Here is a 19,142-nt window from a genome sequence, read left to right as displayed (position 1 = left end):
TTATAGGGAGCGACAGATTTAGCGCAAGCGCTTTTATGATTTAAATCACGCTTTTAGCACTGACCGCTCAAACACCCAGCAAGCACACATGATACCCACAGAGTTATGCACATTAGTGCTGAAAAACATGAAGTGTAAGTGATGAGGTGGACGAGATATAACAGGATCCTATTAAGATCAACCGTCATTCTTTTAAATCTAGGGCGAGTGCAGGCTTAGATTCACAGTTCAACACGACCCATTGTGCTTCTCCTATAGAAGCCGCTACTCTGAGATCACTTCATTGCTGGCGTGGATGTTCAAGATGGCAACATTAAATAGTTATAACGGGATCATGCCAAGCTTAGCAGCGGGCGTGTTTATAGAAAAATCAGCGGTTTTATATGGCGATATAAAGGTTGGAGAGGACTCGAGTATTTGGCCGTTAGTGGTTGCACGCGGTGATGTACATCGTATTCGTATTGGTAAGCGCACTAACATTCAAGATGCTTGTGTATTACATGTGTCTCGACCCAGCCTGATCTTACCTGGCGGTTTGCCACTCCATATCGGCGACGATGTCACAGTAGGCCATAAAGCCATGCTACATGCGTGTACTATTGGTAATAGAGTTTTAATTGGCATGGGCTGCATTATTTTGGATGGTGCTAAAGTTGCTGATGAGGTGATACTCGGTGCCGGTAGCCTAGTACCGCCCGGCAAAAAACTGTTATCGGGTTATTTATATGTGGGTAGTCCAGCTCGTCAAATAAGAGAGCTCACCGTGCAAGAGCGAGCGTTTTTAGCAGAATCTGCCGCTAATTATGTCCGCTTAAAAGACGAATATTTAGCGGCCTTGCCTTAGTTTTTATTATAAAGTTAAGCTGCCATCAGGTCCAAACGCCTCTTGGCTAATTAAATCACTAACCTGCTCTTCTATATCAAAACGCTGCGCTTCAAACGCTAACATAATACTGGCTTCGTCTACTAGCTGTTGGCCGCTCAGATGTTCAAGTAAAGCGACACTGATGTGGCATAGTACTTGCCCGCCAAACCACTGTGCACTAAAAGTCAGTTTTGCTTGCTCTGGTTGCCAGACGAGGTCGTCATTTACAATAATGTCTTGATTCATCTCTTCTCTCCTAGAGCGTAGTCGCTAATTGCTTGCGCAAAGCGTCGAGTACTGGCAGCACGTCGGGGCGCACATCTCGCCATAAATAGAAGCTTTCTGCCGCTTGCCCCACCAGCATCCCCAAGCCATCAAAGCGGCGGGTAAGCCCTTGCTCTTTTGCCCATACTAAAAAAGGCGTGTCAGTCGCGTCATACATCATGTCATAAACGCAGGTATTTTCCTGCAAGACATCATTGGTTAATGCCAATGACTCGCCTTGCAAGCTTGCCGAGGTACTGTTGATAATAATATCAAACGGCTGAGTTAACTCGGTAAGTGGCGCGCTACTTATATTACCAAACGCCGCAAAGTGCTCAGCTAATTCCTCGGCTCGTTCGGGCGTGCGATTAGCAATTACTATGTGTGCAGGTTGTTCGGCCAGCAGAGGCGCAAGGGCTCCGCGTGCGGCGCCGCCAGCTCCTAACAAGAGAATGTTTGCGCCGGTTAACTTAACGCCTAACCGCTTTAAGTCCATGACTAAACCCGCACCATCGGTGTTATCACCTAACCAACGGCCATCGGCTAATAAATGTAAGGTATTCACCGCCCCTGCCAGTTTAGCTCTTGGAGTGAGCTCATCGGCTATTTCGAGCGCTTGCGTTTTAAAAGGCACAGTAATGTTACAACCAACACCGCCTTGGCTAGCAAAGTGACTTAAGCTATCGGCAAAGCCATCCAGCGGCGCTAATAAACGCTGGTAGTCGAGTTGTTGCTGGGTTTGCTCAGCAAACTGCTGATGAATAAAAGGCGATTGACTGTGTTTGATGGGATGACCGATAACGGCATATCTGTCCATGATGAAAATGCTCGCTGACAAAAGAGGAAGATTTAATATCGCCTTAGTAGACGGTAAAAACCCAGATATTGCCAGTCTCTACAGTTTTTGGTTGCAAAAATTACTAAAACGAATAGATTTTGCGCTAACGAACAAAAATATTGTGGCTAGCATTGGATACTGAACTCTTAAAAACCTTCTTAGAGGTGTCGCGTACTCGTCATTTTGGCAAGGCGGCAGAACACTTATACCTGACGCCGTCGGCGGTCAGCTTTCGCATCCGTCAGTTAGAAAGTCAGTTGGGTGTCACCTTGTTTACGCGACTGCGAAATAATATCCAACTTACTTCGTCGGGTGATGCGCTGATCCCTCATGCGGAGTCGATGTTATTAGCGTGGGCACGTGCGCAACATGAAGTAGCATTAAGTGAGCGCCAAACCCAACAGTTAGCGGTGGCAGGAACAGCGAACTTATGGGATGCCTACTTACAAGAAGGATTGCATCGGTTGTATTGCGAGTTGCCGGCATTATCGTTGCGTGCTGATATTCGCACGCCAGAGCAAATGACTCGCGCCTTATTAGGACGCACCTTGGATTTGGCGTTTTTAACAGATCCGGCGCGCATTGAGGGCGTACGCCATGTCGCACTGCACACCATGGAGCTACAACTGGTGTCGTCCCATCAGCATCTCGATACAGCTAAAGCTATGGCGCAAGATTATATTCGCATCGATTGGGGAACCGCGTTTAACACTCAACATGCAAAACTCTTTAATGCCAGTACGCCCCCTATTTTACACACCGGCTCGGTACGCATCGCTTTAGAATATTTATTACATCATGGTGGCAGCACGTTTCTACCCAGCTCCATGATCAGTCATTATCAACAACAGGAGCAGTTATTTATTGTGGCTGATACGCCCTCAATTAGCCGCGAAGTATACGCGGCTTATTTACCTGGGGGCGAGCGCCAAGCCCTTATCGATGAAGTTATCGCTTTGTTTGCCCCGCAACACGAGCCAAATTAAAGCCAATCTCTTGGTACTAAGAAGTCTTGTAGCAAGGCTTCTTTGGTGCCGGTTTTAGGCTGCCAATCATATTCCCAACGCGCCAGCGGTGGCATCGACATTAAAATAGACTCGGTGCGACCGCCCGTTTGTAAGCCAAACAAAGTGCCTCTGTCATAGACTAAATTAAATTCAACATAACGCCCACGACGATAGAGCTGGAACTGGCGTTCTTGCTCGGTATAGGGCGTAGCTTTGCGCTTTTCAATAATTGGCAGATACGCCTCTAAATAACCATTACCCACCGCTTGCATAAATTCAAAGCATTGTGCAAAGGGCCATTGGTTTAGGTCATCAAAAAATAAACCGCCTACACCACGAGTTTCATCTCGATGTTTTAGATAAAAGTAGTCATCACACCACTTTTTATAGTCTTCATATACGTGCTTGCCAAAAGGCGCACATAAGTCATGAGAAACTTGATGCCAGTGTTGGCAGTCTTCTTCAACCGGATAAAAGGGGGTTAAGTCAAAGCCGCCGCCAAACCACCACACCGGATCGGCGCCCTCTTTTTCGGCAAAGAAAAAGCGCACATTCGCATGACTCGTAGGCACATGCGGATTATGAGGATGGATCACTAAAGAGACGCCCATGGCTTCAAAGGATCGCCCTGCCAATTCTGGGCGATGAGCGGTGGCGGAGGCGGGCATGGCATCACCATGTACATGGGAAAAATTAACACCGCCTTGCTCAATAACTTTACCGTGGCGCATAACACGACTACGCCCGCCGCCGCCTTCGGCACGCGTCCAACTGTCTTCTAGAAATTGTCCGCCACCATCCGCTGCTGCTAAGCCAGCACAAATAGTATCTTGTAGCTGGAGTAAATATGCTTTTACGGCGTGGATATCAGGTTGAGTGCTCATTATAATGTCTCTCGCAGGTTAACGTCAGGCCGGTCGCACCACGGCAAAAGTGCAGGCATCGCGGATTAAAGAAGGGTTAGCTAGCCCTTGGGTATGGCCAGGTAAGATATAGTCAAGTTCACAGCCCAATTGCTGTGTTAAAAGCTCGGCACTGCGCGCCGGTGGCTGCCCTGTGATATTAGCGCTGCTTGATACTAATGGCTTACCAAACGCTAAACACAAGTCATGAACTTGAGGATGTGCGCTCACTCGAACCGCCAGTGAAGAAAACTGCCCTTTAAGCCAAGTAGGCACTGCACTTTTAGCAGGAATAATCCAAGTATTAGGTCCTGGCCAAGTAGCTAGAATGTCTGTTAAGCGCCCTTTAGGTAACTGAGTTAAGTCAAGATAGGGTAATAACTGACTCATGTCCGCCGCCACTAGTACTAAACCTTTTTCAATGGGGCGATGTTTAATATTAAGCAATCGCTGTACGGCTTGGCTGTTATCAGGATCACAGCCTAAGCCAAATACAGCTTCAGTGGCATACCCTATTACACCACCTTGGCGCAAATGTGAGAGTGCCACCTTCAATTCATTTTCGTTCATTATCTTCCTTAGCCTAGCATTAGCTAACTCTGGCCTGTCCCCATCGGCTGTTGGTAATCACAGCTTTTTTTAGGGCAATGCCACTGTCCTTTTCGCTCCACCAAGATGCTAAATCCGCAATCAGGGCACGTCCTAGCGACCGGCTTATCATTACTAATAAAACGACATTTTGGATAGTGGTTGCAAGCGTAAAAGCGCTTACCGTAGCGTGAAGTTCTAGCCACTAATTGCCCTTGGTGACAAATAGGGCATTGTGGCTCTTCGGTTTGGGCTTCATTGAGATCGGCAATATGATGACATTCGGGGTAATGACTGCAGCCGATAAAAAGACCATAACGCCCTTTTTTAAGCGCTAAGGGGTGATGACATAGCGGACACTCACTGCCTTCTAATATTTTTTCTATGTCTTGATCTGGCTCTATCACTTTAAGGGGGCGCAGATAATCACAGGCAGGATAAGCGGAGCAGCCTAAAAAGGTGCCGTGTTTACCATGGCGCATTTCAAGGGCGGCATGGCATTGTGGGCAAGGCGTTTGCTCCCATTCTGGAGCGAGTGCTTTTACACTAAATAGACTAGGATCAATTTTTGACATACCGCGCCTCCGAATGCTTTATCGCAATTCTATCAGCGCGGCCTCGTTCAGTGAACCATGCCTTCTTGTTGCTCAAAAATAAGCTCTTCTAGCTGATGATAAGCAGACTCTCCACCAGGCACATTAAATAGCACCATCATGGCTACCCATTTAAGATCATCTAACTCAATCTCTGGCGGGTCTAGCTCCATGAGTCTTTCAATAACAATTTCACGAGTGGTGGCGTTTAATACTTGGATTTGTTCTAAAAATAACAGAAAGCCTCGGCCTTCGGCGTTAATTTTATACATCTCATCAGGTGTGTAGATACGAAATGAGTTAAGTTCAGACGTGGCCCAAGAAGGAGTTTCATCCGTTTCTTGTAAATCAGCTAAACGTTCTAGCCAAGCTAGCGCCTTGAGGATCTCTTGCTTATGAAAGCCAGCTTGGCTTAATTCATCGGCGAGTACATCCTGTTCTACCATGGTCTCTACATCGGTGTGGATGTAGCTTTCGAATAAGTACATGAGTACCTCGAACATGATCATCCCCTCCTCGCTCTGACATAACCCCCAGGTACAGATGCTACCCAGCCAGCCAATTCCAGCTCGACCAACCGAATAAGTACATCTTGCACCGGCTGTTGGCAACGGTCGGCAATAATATCTAGCGCCGTTACCTCTAACCCTACGTTATCCAACAACTCTGGATAAGGCAATAATTGCTCGGCACTTGCGCGTAGAATTTTGACATTGGACACTGAAAACGCGCTCAGCTCCTCTAGGACGTCGCTCGCCTCTAATACCAGTTTGGCTCCTTGTTGAATTAATTGATTACACCCTGTTGCCAGTGGATTTTGCCAAGCGCCAGGAACAGCAAACACTTCTCGCCCTTGCTCAAGAGCGTAACGAGCCGTAATTAAAGAGCCACTACGCTCCGCCGCCTCTATAAGCAATACGCCTAAACTTAACCCGCTAATAATACGATTGCGCCTAGGAAAATGATGAGCTAACGGCTTAGCCCAGGGGTAACACTCAGAAACTAGCGCGCCTTGTGCTTCAAGCAAGCGAGCGGCCAGCGTAGTATGGCGCTTAGGATAAATGTTCGCTAAACCAGAGCCTAATACCGCAATACTTTTACCTTTAGCAGCGAGTGCACTCTGATGACTAAGGCCATCAACGCCTAAGGCTAAGCCAGAGGTAATCACGGCACCCGCTTCTACTAACGGCGGGATTAAGCGCTGCGTATTTTCTTTACCGACATAAGAGGGGTGGCGACTGCCTACCACGGCGAGCTGCGCTGCACTAAGCACGCTGAGATCCCCTTCCACAAACAAAATCAGCGGTGATGCAGGAATAGCTTTGAGCTGGGGCGGATAGTCAGGACTAGACCAAACTATCACATGGCGCTGGTGCAGAGCGGTTTGCCATTTTAAAATGGCTTCTAATAAATCAAAATGCGCCGTTTGCAGCGCGGTTATTTGACTCGCATTTAATTTAGTTTGAGCGAGCAGTTGGTCGCGATACCAATGCTCACCTAGCGTTTGGTAAAGCTGAAGGGCCCTCACCGGCCCTATGCCTTGAGTGTTTTGTAACGCCAGCCAAGGTAATAAAGGGTGCTGAGCTAACTGAGACTCTGTCATTGCCTACCTCATCCATAAGCTAGGGTTAGCGAATACCCTTAGGGTTAGAAAGGGGCTTACCACACACAAAACGCAGCCTACTTAGTGCGCTTATTTCCCTACATAATCACTCAAGTATTAAGTCTTGCTGTTTTTTGCCCGCCGACACGGCTAAAATAGTATCAATATCGCTAGATAAAAGAGTTTATTTGCTATGGCTAAATTATTACCTGTATTACGTTTTCCTGATGAGCGCCTGCGCACTGTGGCTAAGCCCATCACTGAATTCACCCCTGAATTAGCACAAATTGTAGATGATATGTTTGAAACCATGTATGCCGAAGAAGGCATTGGGCTGGCTGCAACTCAGGTCGATATTCATCAGCGCTTAATTGTGATTGATGTGTCGGAAGACAGAGCCGAGCAATTGGTGCTAATTAATCCTGAAATTTTAGAGCAAAGCGGCAGCACCGGTATTGAAGAAGGCTGCTTGTCAGTACCCGGTGCGCGCGCGCTCGTAGAAAGAGCTGAGTTTATTAAAGTACGCGCTCAAAATGTCAAAGGTGAAACCTTTGAATTAGAGGCCGATGAGTTACTGGCGATCTGTATTCAGCATGAAATGGATCACTTGATTGGTAAGTTATTTGTAGATTACTTGTCGCCATTAAAGCGCCAACGTATTCGTCAAAAGATGGAAAAGCTAACCAAGCAAGAAGCCCAAGAACTGCAATCATAAGGATATCTTTTGCCCGCACTTAATATTATTTTTGCCGGTACACCGGATTTTGCCGCCCGCCACTTACACGCTCTGCTGGCTTCTAAACATAAAGTGGTGGCAGTTTATACCCAGCCCGATCGTCCTGCGGGACGGGGTAAAAAGCTGACACCCAGCGCCGTTAAAATTGCCGCCGAGCAGGCAGGTATTCCGGTGTTACAGCCACCTAGCTTGCGTGATGAAGAAGCGCAACAAGCGTTAGCTGCATTAAACGCCGACTTAATGGTGGTAGTCGCTTATGGTTTAATTTTACCTCAAGCGGTGTTGGATGCGCCGCGCTTAGGTTGTATTAATGTGCATGGCTCTTTACTACCCCGCTGGCGCGGTGCGGCGCCCATTCAGCGCGCCATTTGGGCGGGAGATAGAGAAACCGGTGTTACCATTATGCAGATGGATAAAGGCCTTGATACCGGCGCTATGCTCCATACTGCGCGCCTACCTATTCTTAATGATGATACCTCAGCCAGCTTATATGAGAAGTTGGCAAAGATTGGTCCAGTGGCGTTATTAGAAAGTGTGCACCAATTAGCCAGTGGCACAGCTACGGCTCAAGTACAAGACGATACACAAGCTACCTACGCTGACAAACTTTCTAAAGAAGAAGCACACATCGACTGGCATCAATCAGCTGCACAGATTGAGCGCTGTATACGGGCTTTTAATCCTTGGCCGGTGAGTTTCTTTTTCGTCGGCGAGCACAATATTAAGGTGTGGCAGAGCGAGGTTTTAAGCGACGGTGCTCCTACGTTAGCAACCCCTGGGACTATTATTAATGCCAGCAAAGCCGGCATTGAAGTGGCCACGGGCGACGGTGTATTACGCTTGCTCAGTTTGCAGCCTCCCGGTAAAAAAGCCATGAGCTGCCAAGACTTGCTCAATGCTCGTAAAGACTGGTTCCACGTCGGCGCTGTACTCACTTAATCTCTCAATACTAAAGAGTAATTTTATGAAAACCCGTGCCGCAGCCGCTAATATTATTCACCAGGTGCTTAACCAAGGGCAGTCTTTATCAGGCCTTTTGCCTCGCTATCAGCAAGAAGTGGCGGCGAAAGATCGTGCGCTTTTACAAGAGCTCTGCTTTGGCAGCTTGCGTTGGTATAGCCGTCTCGATGCGATGGCCAAGCAATTGGTAGAAAAGCCACTTAAAGGCAAATATAAGGTAGTGCATAGCTTACTGATCGTCGGTATCTATCAGTTACTTTATACGCGCATTCCTGCTCATGCCGCATTAGCCGAAACCGTGGCCGCTTGTAAATTACTTAAAGCTGAACCATTTAAAGGCATGGTCAATGGCATATTACGCAACGTACAGCGCCAACAAGAGGCACTCACGGCTAAGGTTGATGCGCTCCCTCAACTGCGCTTAGCTCATCCCAACTGGTTAGTTAAACGCCTACAAAAAGCCTATCCCAACCAGTGGCAAGGTATTTTAGAAGAAAATAACCAGCATCCTCCTATGTGGATCCGCGTTAATCAACATCAGCATAGCCGAGAGCAATACTTAGCGTTATTGGCTGACGCCGAAATTAATGCCACGCCGGATGCCATCGCAGACAGTGCGCTGCGCTTAGCCCGCCCCATGGATGTGGCGCTCTTGCCTGGTTTTGAGCAAGGGGCCAGCTCGGTCCAAGATGCCTCGGCCCAGTTAGCCGCCCAATTGTTAGACGCCCAAGCCGGCGAGCTGGTATTGGATGCCTGTGCAGCGCCAGGAGGCAAAACTGCACACATTTTAGAGCGCCAGCCTAATGTTAAACAGTTAGTCGCCGTTGACTTGGATGGGGAGCGCCTAAAACGAGTAGAGCAAAACTTAGAGCGCATGAATTTAGTGGCCACCGTGATTGAGGCGGACGCTGCACAGCCTGACACATGGTGGCATGGCGAGAATTTCGACCGCATTTTGCTGGATGCGCCTTGCTCCGCCACTGGAGTGATCCGCCGTCATCCTGATATTAAGTGGTTGCGGCGCGCCGAAGATATCGCCCAGTTAGCCACATTACAGGCGCACATCTTAGATGCCCTTTGGTTAAAGCTGGCGCCCGGTGGCACGCTGTTATATGCCACTTGCTCGATTTTACCTGATGAGAACTGTGAGCAAATTATCGCTTTTTTAAGCCGCACCCCAGATGCGCAGCATGTTGCTTTGCATGACGAAGACACCCCGACTCAGCCTGGCTGGCAAATTTTGCCCATGGCTGAGCAAGGTGATGGCTTTTATTATGCCAAATTAAGAAAGCTGGCATGAAAATCATTATCTTAGGTGCGGGCCAAGTGGGCGGTACTCTCGCTGAAATTCTGGTCAGTGAAAACAATGACATTACGGTAGTCGACACCCATGCCGAGCGCCTGCGCGAGTTACAGGATAAGTTCGACTTGCGCGTCATTAATGGCCACGGCTCTTATCCGAGTGTGTTACGCGATGCGGGTGCTCAAGATGCAGACTTGTTGGTAGCGGTAACCAGTAGCGATGAAACAAATATGATCGCTTGCCAAGTGGCTTTCTCACTATTTAATACCCCCAATAAAATAGCGCGTATTCGCTCGCCAGAGTTTTTAGCCGAGCGCGAGCGCTTATTTCTTAATGAAGCGCTGCCAGTAGATAACCTCATTGCCCCCGAGCAATTAGTGACAGATTATATTTATCGCCTAATCCAATATCCTGGAGCGCTGCAAGTAGTGGATTTTGCTCAAGGCAAGGTAGGCTTAGTGGCGATTAAAGCTTACTACGGGGGGCCGTTAGTGGGTAATGCCCTCTCTAGCTTGCGCGACCATATGCCAGGCATAGATACTCGAGTCGCGGCCATTTTTCGCCAAGACCGCCCCATTCGCCCTCAAGGCACTACTATCATTGAAGCCGATGATGAAGTGTTTTTTGTGGCAGCCAGTGGCCATATTCGTGCGGTCATGTCGGAGTTACAGCGCTTAGAAAGTGATTATAAACGGATCATGATTGTGGGCGGTGGCCACGTGGGTTCAGGGTTGGCCAAACGCTTAGAAAAAAATTACTCCGTTAAGCTTATTGAGCATAGCTTTAAGAGAGCCGAACAACTCTCGGAGCAATTAGAGAACACCATTGTTTTTTGTGGCGATGCCGCCGATCAAGAGTTATTGCTTGAAGAGCATATAGAGCAAATTGATGTATTTATTGCCGTCACTAACCAAGATGAAGCCAATATAATGTCGGCCATGTTGGCAAAAAAACTGGGTGCTAAGAAAACCATGGTATTAATTCAGCGCAGTGCCTATGTAGACTTAGTACAAGGTGGCAGCATAGATGTGGCTATATCTCCTCAACAAGCGACTATTTCTGCCCTACTCACGCATGTGCGTAAAGCCGATATCGTTAATGTGCACTCGTTGCGCCGCGGAGCAGCAGAGGCCATTGAAGCCATAGCCCATGGCGATAGCGCCACCTCTAAAGTAGTGGGTCGCCAAGTAGGTGAGCTTAAGTTACCACCTGGCACTACCATTGGCGCCATCGTTAGAAAAGATGAAGTGATTATTGGCCATAACCAAACGGTAATTGAGCAAAACGATCATGTTATTTTATTTCTGGTAGATAAGAAATTTATCCCTGAGGTGGAGCGCTTATTTCAGCCTAGCCCATTCTTCTTATAAATTTAGGCTATTCACTTCCCCATTCCCTTTACATGCTTTTTTAATCTTTAGCTGCTTGAGAGTCAGTGGCAGTCTCTGGCAAGCGCGCCTCTTGGTCTGGCGAGTCTCGCAAATGCTCAGGCAGCGGTTTAGTCACCTCTACGCCCAACTCGCGAAAGGCTTCCGCTTGGCGAATTAAATTACCGCGCCCCGTACTCAGCTTTTTCATGGCGCGCTGATAACTGTCTTCTGCTTTATGTAACGAGTGCCCGACGGCTTCCATATCTTCGGTAAAAGAGCGTAGCTTTTCATAAATCTTACCTGCAGATTCGGCAATTTTACGGGCATTTTGGTTTTGGCGCTCCACGCGCCATAAGTTTTCGATGGTGCGCAAGGCCACTAATAAGTTAGTGGGGCTGACTAATAAAATATTATTATCTAAACCGTATTTTACTAATGCCGGCTCGGCTTCAACGGCGAGTAGAAAAGCCGGCTCTACCGCCACAAACATCAGCACATAATCCAGAGTGCGCACACCTTGCAGTTGTTGATAATCTTTGCGGCCTAGCTCTCTAATATGACCGCGCACCGAATTAACATGCTCGCGCAACGCCTGCTCGCGAGCGCCCGCCTCTTCGCCATTAAAGTAGCGCTCATAAGCGGTGAGAGAGACTTTGGCATCGATTATAATGTCTTTGTTTTGGGGTAAGTGCACTACCACATCGGGCTGATAACGTTTGCCTTGGGCATTATTAAGGCTTAGCTGAGTACTGTATTCATGGCCTTCGCGCAAACCAGACTCAGAAAGCACTCGCGCTAACACCACTTCCCCCCAGTTTCCTTGTTGCTTGCTGTCACCTTTTAAGGCGCGGGTGAGCGCCAAGGTATCAGCACTCATCTGCTGATTTAACTCAGCTAGGCGCTCAATTTCAAACTTTAAACTGTGGCGTTGGCGGCTTTCATCGGCGTAGGTTTCTTGAATGTTGCGTCTAAAGCCTTCTAATTGCTCTCGTAGGGGGGTGAGTAGACCATCTAGACTATGCTGATTTAGCTCTCGAAAATTATGAGTTTTTTGTTCAAAAATCCGTTGTGCTAAATTTTCAAACTGTTGGGCTACGCGCGCGTCATTGGCGCTAACTTCTGCTTGTTTATCTGCCGCCCACTGGCGCTCTTGGCGCAGTAGCGTTTCGTACTCCTTCAAGCGACCGTTCATCTTTAATAGCAGCTGTTGCTGTTGCTCCAGCTTATAGCGCGCGCTTTCTAAGTCTTGGTGTTTCTCTTGTAGCCGCTGCTGACCTTGTTGCACTTGTTGGACGAGCAACTGCAGACGAGTACTTAATATCAGACGAGTTAAAGCCGCGCCCATAAGCAATGCAGCTAGCATTAATAAGTAGGGCCAATAAAGTAAAAGAAGTGACATCATTAACGGCTACGCTGTTCAAGATGCGCTTTAACGTGGCGATTCAACTTTAGCCACACTAAGACATATAACAAATAACCTAGCATGATCACCCATTTGTGCTGATTAGTTCCTTCATCTAGCTGAGCAAAGCTCACTCCAGTGAGCTCTACATAGGCCACAAGTAATAAGGGAAACATTAAAAATACCGACCAGCGCCAGCTTTGATTAATAATTGAAAGAATGACACTGTTATTCAACATAGTTTTCCCAAAGGCAAAAGTGGCGCCACTTAGTAGCGAAGCAGTGATAGCTCAAGTTATTGCTTAAGGTAGTCTTTAAGACGCGTACAGGGGATAGAGCTTGAAGAGGATAGCGCATAGGCCGCCCACTGACTGGCTTGGTTAAGGGCACTGGCCATGGGCAAGGCATTTAATAAGCCATGAATAAGGCCGGCCGCAAAGGTATCACCTGCGCCAGTAGCATCAATGACAGCAACATCAGGTGCTGGCACTCGCAAATGTTGGGTGGCGGAAAAGGCTTCTGCCCCTTGCTCACCGTGGGTGACCACTAACCACGCTAAGCTGTCGCCCGCTAAGGTGCGAGCATGATGCCACAGGTCTTGATGTTGCGCGCTAATATCCGCCGCAGACGCTATCATGATATGGCACGGCCTTAGCCAAGTGTTATCTTTAGGATATTGGCTAACCACTAAAGTCTGGCTGAGCATGTCTGCCATATACTCACCCACTGCCTCACCTTGATAGTTAACATATAAACAATCCAGTGCCGTTGAAGGCAAGGGGCTGGGTAAGCAAGAGGGCGTTGCTTGGCGCAAGATAGTGCGCTCACCTTGATTATCAACCAAGACTAAGAGCTCACCTGTGGCACCACAAAATTGCTCCACTTCACTTACATCTAGACCTAATTCTTGGGCAGTATTTAAAATCCACTCACCGGTTGCATCTTGCCCGACTCTAGATAACACCCGCACCTCATGGCCGGCCCATAATAACCCGATTCCGGTATTAGCCCCGCCACCGCCTAAACGCCGCCCTTGGTCTTGATATAAGATACGCCCACCCGGCGCCAAAGCGTCATTTAGCAGCAAAACATGATCGCAATTTAAATTGGCCAGTAGCCGTATCTTTGCCATAACACCCTTTTCATTATAATTTTAAACACCATCACTTAATCGGCGCGGCTCACATAACGTTTATCTGTAGTGTGAATACGCACTTTATCACCTATCTCTAGGTATTCAGGAACTTGAATGGTCAGCCCAGAGGCAAAGGTCGCCGGTTTAGTGCGTGCCGAAGCAGAGGCTCCTTTTAATTCCGGCGCAGTATCAATAATTTCCATTTCTACGGTTTGCGGCGGCTCAAGGCCAATAATATGGCCATCAACTAATAACGCTTGGATACCGGTGGTACTTTCATCGATAAATAGCAGCTCATCAGCAATATCAAGGCTGCGAATGGGATACTGGCTAAAATCTTCAGTATCCATAAAGATATGCTCCTCGCCATCAATATAAGATAACACCACTGAGCGGCGCCCCAGCTCAATCAGATTAAGTTGCTCATCGCCTTTAAAGCGCTCTTCCACTTTATGACCGCTTTTTAAGTCATTAAAGCGCATCTTATATAAGGTGGCGCCGCCTCGCGCACTGGGAGTTTGGATATCGATATCACGGACCATCAATAGTTTCCCGTCGAGCTCTACTACTACGCCTTTTTTAATGTCACTTGCCTTTGCCATATCCGTCTCCAACGCCCACTTACCATTAAGATAAGAGTGCATCTTAGCCAAGCCCATGCATTTGCGCGAGCACTAGCACGCTTATCAATTATTAGGCCACCGTAAGGTGGCCTAATATCACTGCTTCTAGCTCTGCGTTAGGAAGCTAATACCTTATCCAATGCTTGTTCAAAAGTAGCTACGGTCGCCGCCACATCTTGCAGTTTTTCTAAGCCAAATAAGCCGACGCGAAAAGTTTTAAAGTCTGCAGGTTCATCACATTGCAAAGGCACACCGGCAGCAATTTGTAGTCCTTGTTCTTTAAACTTAGCGCCATTATTGATAGCACCATCTTGGGTGTAGCACACCACCACACTGGGCGCGGCAAAGCCTTCTGCCGCTAAGCTTTTAATGCCTCGCTTAGCCAACACAGCTCTTACCTGTGTACCCAATTGTTGTTGGCGCAACTTCATCTGTTCAAAGCCAAGGCTGGCCGTTTCCTTAATGGTATCGCGAAATTGAGCCAAGGCATCGGTGGGCAAGGTGGTGTAATAAGCGTGATTACCCTGCTCATAGGCCTCCATGACCTTAAGCCATTGTTTAAGATCACAGGCAAAACTGGTGCTTTGCGTTTGCTCTGCTTTAGCACGAGCCCGCTCACTGAGCATAACTAAGCCACAACAGGGAGCGCTACTCCAGCCTTTTTGGGGGGCACTCAGTAACACGTCGACTCCACAGGCTTTCATATCAACCCAAGTGGCGCCAGAGGCAATGCAGTCCAATACAAACAAGCCGCCCACTTCGTGAGTGGCTTGGCTCACCGCTTGTAAATAATCGTCGGGCAATATCATGCCCGCTGCCGTTTCTACATGAGCAGCAATCACTAGCGCAGGCTTATTTTTTTGAATAGTCGCCACCACTTCCTCTATGGGCGCGGGGGCAAAGGCGGCTTGCGGGCCATCTTCAATAGCCCGCGCCAGCAAGACGGTTTCTGAGGCAGGAATCTTGTCTGCTGCAAAAATCTGGCTCCAGCGATAGCTAAACCAACCATTACGAATAATAAGACAGTCTTGGTGAGTCGCAAATTGGCGAGCTACCGCTTCCATGCCAAAGGTGCCACTGCCAGGGATCACTGCAACCGACGACGCTTGGTAAATCTCCTTTAGCGCCGAGGAAATATCTCGCATCACTTGCTGAAAGCGCACCGACATATGATTAAGGGAGCGGTCGGTATAAACCACTGAAAATTCCCGCAGACCCTCTGGGTCAACATGGGGCAACAATCCGGACATAAACACCTCTATTTATAACGCAAATATAACGGCCCCAAGCTTTAAATTACTCGAGATACCGACATCCAGACTTATAACCGCTATTGGCAGCCTTTATTTGGCAGCTGGCAAATACCAGTCACCTTAAGAGCCAATAGGGGCGAAACCCGAAGGGGGCGAGTGATGAGTCTGAGTTAGTCTAGGCTGACGCTCAGCACAGGCCAAACATGAGTCTATTAATAATGCCTAATCTGTGGGTAAATAACAAAGAACTAATACACAAATCTTGTGCATTCATCGCTGCCAGCAGAGCACTCGACAATGTTACTATAAAGGCCCTATTTTACCCTGGCATATTTGCTTTTATATAAGGTGACAGTTCATGAATGAAACATTTAGCTTAGAAGGCCGCCCTTTTATCCCTTTACATAACTTACTGAAAGTCTTGGGTTGGTGCGAGTCGGGAGCCATGGCTAAAGAGGTGATCGATGTTGGCCTGGTGACAGTAGACGGACAGGTAGAGCTTCGCAAGCGCTGCAAAATTCTGGCGGGGCAAGTAGTCCGCTTTCAAAAACAACAAGTCACAGTCAACGAATAAAACCCTGAGCCTCGCGGTTTTTAGCATGAAGTTAAGGCCCAAGTAAGCGCTTTCGCCAGTCAACAACTTGACCGGCGGCTAAATACTCCTCAGCTTTATTACGCCAGCTCGGCGATAACGCTTTAAGCGCGGCGAGCTCACGTAAATTATTCGCACAATAGGCTAAGTTATAAACAATATCGCTAGCACGCTTAACACTCATAGTAGGATGGGGGCGTTCAAGCAAGGTTAGCTCGGCTTGGGGATTAACCTGCCCAGGATGAAGTACTCGCAACAGCCAACCCGTGCGGCCATTGGCTTGTACCAGTACCGAAAAAAACTCATAACCAAAGCGCGCGTTTAGCTTATAACAAGGTGAGCGCGGCTGACTAATTTGCACCACCGCCTCATCTAATTGATAAATATCACCAATACAAGCCTCGGCTTCGGTTAATCCTTCCCCTGATATATTTTCACCAAACCCACCCGCACTCAATAACCTCAAGGCGCTGTTTAGCCCCATGCCTTGAAACCAAGCCAACCAACTTACATAGTGCTCATAAGGATAATAATGGAGCGCCCGCTCCACGCCACCATGAAAAGGAGTGGAAACTTGGGTGTCTTCCACCAGTCCCGTAACATCACAAAATTGCGCACGGGTAATAGGCTTTTTATCGATAGCACTTTCCATATCCTGAGTCAGCGCGCTCGCCCGCCCAGTTAAGATACTCACCTGCATGCTTTCTCCTTCGGTCATTCTTCGTCTATTATCACATTTGAGTCTGAGCATAGCCGCTAACGCCTACACAAAATGGTAGTTTGCGCTCATTATCCGTTTTTATAACACCTGCACGGCTGAGCTTAAGAGAAGCAAGCCCTTTTAGCGCATTCCCAGACAAATATAGCAATAGCTCGGCGCGGCGCTTGAAAAGTCGGCGCGGGCTGTTCACTATTCTCATATCTTAAAAGCAGTGAGTCTCGTATTACTCACCCTTAGCCAAATAACAAGACTAGGAGCCGTTATGAAAATCGCCATCTTAAGTGCCAGCGCGCTGTTACTCACCGCCTGTAGCAGTGGGCCCAGCACCGTTGATTCTAACTTGATGCATCATCATTGGAACTTAAGTGCCATTGATGGAGAAGCTATCGACACCAATATTAAGTCTGACTTAGAAATAGCGGAGCATTTAACCATTAACGGCTTAGCCGGTTGTAATCGCTTTTTTGGCAGTGCTACCATTGAAAATAATCGTCTGCTCGCCGATCCACTCGCCAATACCAAAATGCTCTGCGCTCCTGAAGAGCAAGCCATAGAGCAAGCCGTCTTAACTACCTTAGGGACAGGAGCAAAAATTAATAATAAGGGTGAACAGCTCGAGCTGATTGGCGAGCAGCATACGCTTACTTATACCTTGGCAGACTGGATGTAGCCATGGCGGATACTTTTATTATCTGTCCGGCTTGTCAGGCTAAAAATCGCGTGCCTAGCGCGCGGCTCCACCATTCCCCTACCTGTGGGAAATGCCAAGCCAGCCTATTACCGCTCGCACCACTTGAATTAAACGCAAGCCAGCTCTCGCGTTTACACGCTCATGAAACACTGCCCTTAATTGTCGATTTTTGGGCACCTTGGTGTGGCCCTTGCCTACAGATGGCGCCCACCTTTGAAAAAGTCGCCAGCCAGTTTGCAGGCCAGTTTCGCTTTGCCAAATTAGATACACAAGCGCATTCCAGCACCGCGACACAGTGGGCCATTCGCTCTATCCCTACTTTAATCGCGTTTGTGCAAGGTAAAGAAGTTGCTAGACAATCAGGGGCGCTGTCTGAGGGACAGTTACAAGCTTGGCTAGCTAACTTAACTTAATAATGCAGGCCAAAGTCTGCGCTTATATAAGCGCGAGCTCAAATAACAAATTTACAAATAAGCGCTAGCCGCACTTTTTGGTGCGTGAACGATAATAGGCATTCAGCTAATGCGTGAATTGCTAAGTTTAATCACATGGAAAATAAAGGTTTATAATGGTGGAATATATAACGGATCAAGTTGAACAAGCGCGCTTAGCAGGTATTTTAGCCAAAACGCGCACCATAGCGCTGGTAGGTGCCTCTAACCGCCCAGAGCGAGCAAGCTATCAGGTGATGGAGTATTTATTACAACACGGCTTTGTGGTGCACCCGGTTAACCCTCAGTTAGCAGGCGCAATCATCTTAGGCCAAACCTGTGTTGCTGAATTAGACGAGCTCGAGCAAGATATTGATTTGGTGAATGTCTTTCGCCGTGGGGAATTTGCCGCGCAGCTTGCTGAGCAAGCCTTGGAGCTTGATACTCAGTGTTTATGGTTACAAGAGGGAGTGGTGTGCCAAGCCGCCGCCGATATCGCTCACGAAGCAGAGCTGGATTATGTAGAAGATCTTTGTATTAAAAAAGCGCACCAGCAACTTAAGGCCGCCCTTAACTAATCCGCTCCACGAACATAATTGAGGAGCAAAGTGCTCCTCAATTCTCTAAGCGATAGTGACTAGTAACAAGTGACTAGTGATTGGTGATTGGTGATTGGTGATTGGTGATTGGTGATTAGATTAATGATGGGCATGCTCATGCTCAGCGTGCTCTGCTGTTGCTTCGTCCACCGCGACTTCAATCTCGACCTTACCCGCGTTTTTAAAATTTAACGTCACTGGAAAACGACTGCCCAGCTCTGGTACTTCTTTTAATCCCATAAGCATCAGATGCAAGCCGCCCGGGGCCAGCTGTTGTTGCTCTTTAGCCGCTATGGTTAAGTCATCGAGCTTTCGCATCTTCATCAACTCGCCTTCTTTAACGTGCGTATGGATCTCTACTTTTTCTGCAATCGGGCTTTGGGCACTCAATAACACATCATCTGCTTCACCAGTATTGCTAACGGTAAAATACGCCACTCCCACAGTGGCAACCGGTGGTAGGGGCCGCGCCCAAGGATGAGAGATCTCCAACTCACCCACCTGATAATTGTGCGCGAAGGTGGCGCCTGAGCTAAGCAATAAGGCGGAAGCTAACAGTACTTTCCAAGGTGTCATGTGCTATTCCTTTTAATAATTGAAAGTAAATCGTGGCGCAGAAATTAAGATACTAAACTCAATCGCGCGCTAGGTTGATCAAAAATAAGT

24 protein-coding genes are annotated in these 19,142 nt (G+C 47.9%); 10 read left to right on the top strand and 14 right to left on the bottom strand.

Annotation, left to right across the window (positions count from 1 at the left end; genetic code table 11):
• Nucleotides 1-304 precede the first annotated feature (304 nt).
• Entirely contained in the window at nt 305-844 is a 540-nt protein-coding gene (locus tag CBP12_RS11905) for a gamma carbonic anhydrase family protein (RefSeq protein ID WP_086964697.1), read from the top strand.
• A gap of 6 nt (nt 845-850) precedes the next feature.
• On the opposite strand, the gene CBP12_RS11900 is transcribed toward CBP12_RS11905, so the two are convergent.
• Both CBP12_RS11900 and aroE read right to left on the bottom strand, forming a co-directional pair.
• Nucleotides 851-1,111 carry a DUF1488 family protein gene (locus tag CBP12_RS11900; protein WP_086964694.1) on the bottom strand — a complete coding sequence of 87 codons (261 nt, stop codon included), beginning with the start codon at nt 1,109-1,111 and terminating at the stop codon, nt 851-853.
• Nucleotides 1,112-1,121: 10 nt separating this feature from the next.
• Nucleotides 1,122-1,946 carry a shikimate dehydrogenase gene (gene aroE / locus CBP12_RS11895; RefSeq protein ID WP_086964692.1) on the bottom strand — a complete coding sequence of 275 codons (825 nt, stop codon included), beginning with the start codon at nt 1,944-1,946 and terminating at the stop codon, nt 1,122-1,124.
• Between the two features lie 152 nt (nt 1,947-2,098).
• Between aroE and hdfR the strand changes: the two genes are divergently transcribed.
• On the top strand, nt 2,099-2,953 hold the full coding sequence (gene hdfR / locus CBP12_RS11890; RefSeq protein ID WP_198341809.1) for an HTH-type transcriptional regulator HdfR: 855 nt from the start codon (nt 2,099-2,101) through the stop codon (nt 2,951-2,953).
• Here hdfR and hemF read toward each other — a convergent pair.
• The 5 genes from hemF to dprA are packed head-to-tail and all read right to left on the bottom strand — an operon-like array spanning nt 2,950 to nt 6,660.
• Nucleotides 2,950-3,858, bottom strand: a complete 909-nt coding sequence (gene hemF, locus CBP12_RS11885; RefSeq protein WP_086964688.1) for an oxygen-dependent coproporphyrinogen oxidase — start codon at nt 3,856-3,858, stop codon at nt 2,950-2,952. The genes hdfR and hemF overlap by 4 nt on opposite strands.
• Nucleotides 3,859-3,882: 24 nt before the next feature.
• Nucleotides 3,883-4,446: a Sua5/YciO/YrdC/YwlC family protein gene (locus tag CBP12_RS11880; protein ID WP_086964686.1), complete on the bottom strand. Its 564-nt coding sequence runs from the start codon at nt 4,444-4,446 to the stop codon at nt 3,883-3,885.
• Nucleotides 4,447-4,469: 23 nt separating this feature from the next.
• Nucleotides 4,470-5,039 carry a DNA topoisomerase family protein gene (locus CBP12_RS11875; RefSeq protein ID WP_086964684.1) on the bottom strand — a complete coding sequence of 190 codons (570 nt, stop codon included), beginning with the start codon at nt 5,037-5,039 and terminating at the stop codon, nt 4,470-4,472.
• A gap of 47 nt (nt 5,040-5,086) precedes the next feature.
• Nucleotides 5,087-5,560, bottom strand: coding sequence for a DUF494 family protein (locus tag CBP12_RS11870; protein ID WP_086964682.1), 474 nt, complete (start codon nt 5,558-5,560; stop codon nt 5,087-5,089).
• Nucleotides 5,561-5,562: 2 nt separating this feature from the next.
• On the bottom strand, nt 5,563-6,660 hold the full coding sequence (gene dprA / locus CBP12_RS11865) for a DNA-processing protein DprA (protein ID WP_086964680.1): 1,098 nt from the start codon (nt 6,658-6,660) through the stop codon (nt 5,563-5,565).
• Between the two features lie 193 nt (nt 6,661-6,853).
• Between dprA and def the strand changes: the two genes are divergently transcribed.
• Genes def through trkA form a run of 4 tightly spaced genes read left to right on the top strand, consistent with a single transcriptional unit; the run spans nt 6,854 to nt 11,029 of the window.
• On the top strand, nt 6,854-7,375 hold the full coding sequence (def, locus tag CBP12_RS11860; RefSeq protein WP_086964678.1) for a peptide deformylase: 522 nt from the start codon (nt 6,854-6,856) through the stop codon (nt 7,373-7,375).
• 9 nt (nt 7,376-7,384) lie between these two features.
• Complete coding sequence (fmt, locus tag CBP12_RS11855) at nt 7,385-8,335, top strand: methionyl-tRNA formyltransferase (protein ID WP_086964676.1); 951 nt, start codon at nt 7,385-7,387, stop codon at nt 8,333-8,335.
• A 25-nt stretch (nt 8,336-8,360) separates the two neighbouring features.
• A complete protein-coding gene (gene rsmB, locus CBP12_RS11850; RefSeq protein ID WP_086964673.1) occupies nt 8,361-9,656 on the top strand; it encodes a 16S rRNA (cytosine(967)-C(5))-methyltransferase RsmB in 1,296 nt (431 codons plus the stop codon).
• Entirely contained in the window at nt 9,653-11,029 is a 1,377-nt protein-coding gene (trkA, locus tag CBP12_RS11845) for a Trk system potassium transporter TrkA (RefSeq protein ID WP_086964671.1), read from the top strand. Before rsmB ends, trkA begins: the two co-directional genes overlap by 4 nt.
• A gap of 40 nt (nt 11,030-11,069) precedes the next feature.
• Here the strand turns inward: trkA and rmuC are convergent, their stop codons facing one another.
• From rmuC to CBP12_RS11820, 5 genes are all read right to left on the bottom strand, one after another.
• Nucleotides 11,070-12,431, bottom strand: a complete 1,362-nt coding sequence (rmuC, locus tag CBP12_RS11840) for a DNA recombination protein RmuC (RefSeq protein WP_408634961.1) — start codon at nt 12,429-12,431, stop codon at nt 11,070-11,072.
• The gene (locus CBP12_RS11835; RefSeq protein ID WP_086964667.1) at nt 12,431-12,670 is read right to left on the bottom strand and encodes a hypothetical protein; all 240 of its coding nucleotides are present in this window, start codon (nt 12,668-12,670) and stop codon (nt 12,431-12,433) included. Before CBP12_RS11835 ends, rmuC begins: the two co-directional genes overlap by 1 nt.
• A 56-nt stretch (nt 12,671-12,726) precedes the next feature.
• Entirely contained in the window at nt 12,727-13,563 is an 837-nt protein-coding gene (locus CBP12_RS11830) for a PfkB family carbohydrate kinase (protein WP_086964665.1), read from the bottom strand.
• Nucleotides 13,564-13,598: 35 nt separating this feature from the next.
• Complete coding sequence (gene efpL / locus CBP12_RS11825) at nt 13,599-14,168, bottom strand: elongation factor P-like protein EfpL (RefSeq protein ID WP_086964663.1); 570 nt, start codon at nt 14,166-14,168, stop codon at nt 13,599-13,601.
• A 137-nt stretch (nt 14,169-14,305) separates the two neighbouring features.
• Entirely contained in the window at nt 14,306-15,439 is a 1,134-nt protein-coding gene (locus CBP12_RS11820; protein ID WP_086964661.1) for an aminotransferase class V-fold PLP-dependent enzyme, read from the bottom strand.
• A gap of 361 nt (nt 15,440-15,800) precedes the next feature.
• Between CBP12_RS11820 and CBP12_RS11815 the strand changes: the two genes are divergently transcribed.
• On the top strand, nt 15,801-16,016 hold the full coding sequence (locus tag CBP12_RS11815) for an RNA-binding S4 domain-containing protein (protein ID WP_086964659.1): 216 nt from the start codon (nt 15,801-15,803) through the stop codon (nt 16,014-16,016).
• Between the two features lie 31 nt (nt 16,017-16,047).
• Here the strand turns inward: CBP12_RS11815 and CBP12_RS11810 are convergent, their stop codons facing one another.
• Nucleotides 16,048-16,734 (bottom strand): MOSC domain-containing protein, encoded by a 687-nt coding sequence (locus tag CBP12_RS11810; protein WP_086964657.1) that lies wholly within the window; start codon nt 16,732-16,734, stop codon nt 16,048-16,050.
• Between the two features lie 283 nt (nt 16,735-17,017).
• On the opposite strand from CBP12_RS11810, the gene CBP12_RS11800 reads away from it, so the two are divergent.
• The 3 genes from CBP12_RS11800 to CBP12_RS11790 all read left to right on the top strand — a co-directional run bounded on the left by CBP12_RS11800 (nt 17,018) and on the right by CBP12_RS11790 (nt 18,455).
• A complete protein-coding gene (locus tag CBP12_RS11800; RefSeq protein WP_086964651.1) occupies nt 17,018-17,425 on the top strand; it encodes an META domain-containing protein in 408 nt (135 codons plus the stop codon).
• Between the two features lie 2 nt (nt 17,426-17,427).
• A complete protein-coding gene (gene trxC, locus CBP12_RS11795; protein ID WP_086964649.1) occupies nt 17,428-17,859 on the top strand; it encodes a thioredoxin TrxC in 432 nt (143 codons plus the stop codon).
• Between the two features lie 155 nt (nt 17,860-18,014).
• Nucleotides 18,015-18,455 carry a CoA-binding protein gene (locus CBP12_RS11790; RefSeq protein WP_086964647.1) on the top strand — a complete coding sequence of 147 codons (441 nt, stop codon included), beginning with the start codon at nt 18,015-18,017 and terminating at the stop codon, nt 18,453-18,455.
• A 120-nt stretch (nt 18,456-18,575) separates the two neighbouring features.
• Here the strand turns inward: CBP12_RS11790 and CBP12_RS11785 are convergent, their stop codons facing one another.
• On the bottom strand, nt 18,576-19,052 hold the full coding sequence (locus CBP12_RS11785) for a copper chaperone PCu(A)C (RefSeq protein WP_086964645.1): 477 nt from the start codon (nt 19,050-19,052) through the stop codon (nt 18,576-18,578).
• Nucleotides 19,053-19,142: the final 90 nt, after the last annotated feature.

This window comes from Oceanisphaera avium, from assembly GCF_002157875.1.
Taxonomy (GTDB): domain Bacteria; phylum Pseudomonadota; class Gammaproteobacteria; order Enterobacterales; family Aeromonadaceae; genus Oceanimonas; species Oceanimonas avium.
Note: the sequence above shows the minus strand (reverse complement) of the source record. Positions and strands in the feature narration are given on the sequence as shown.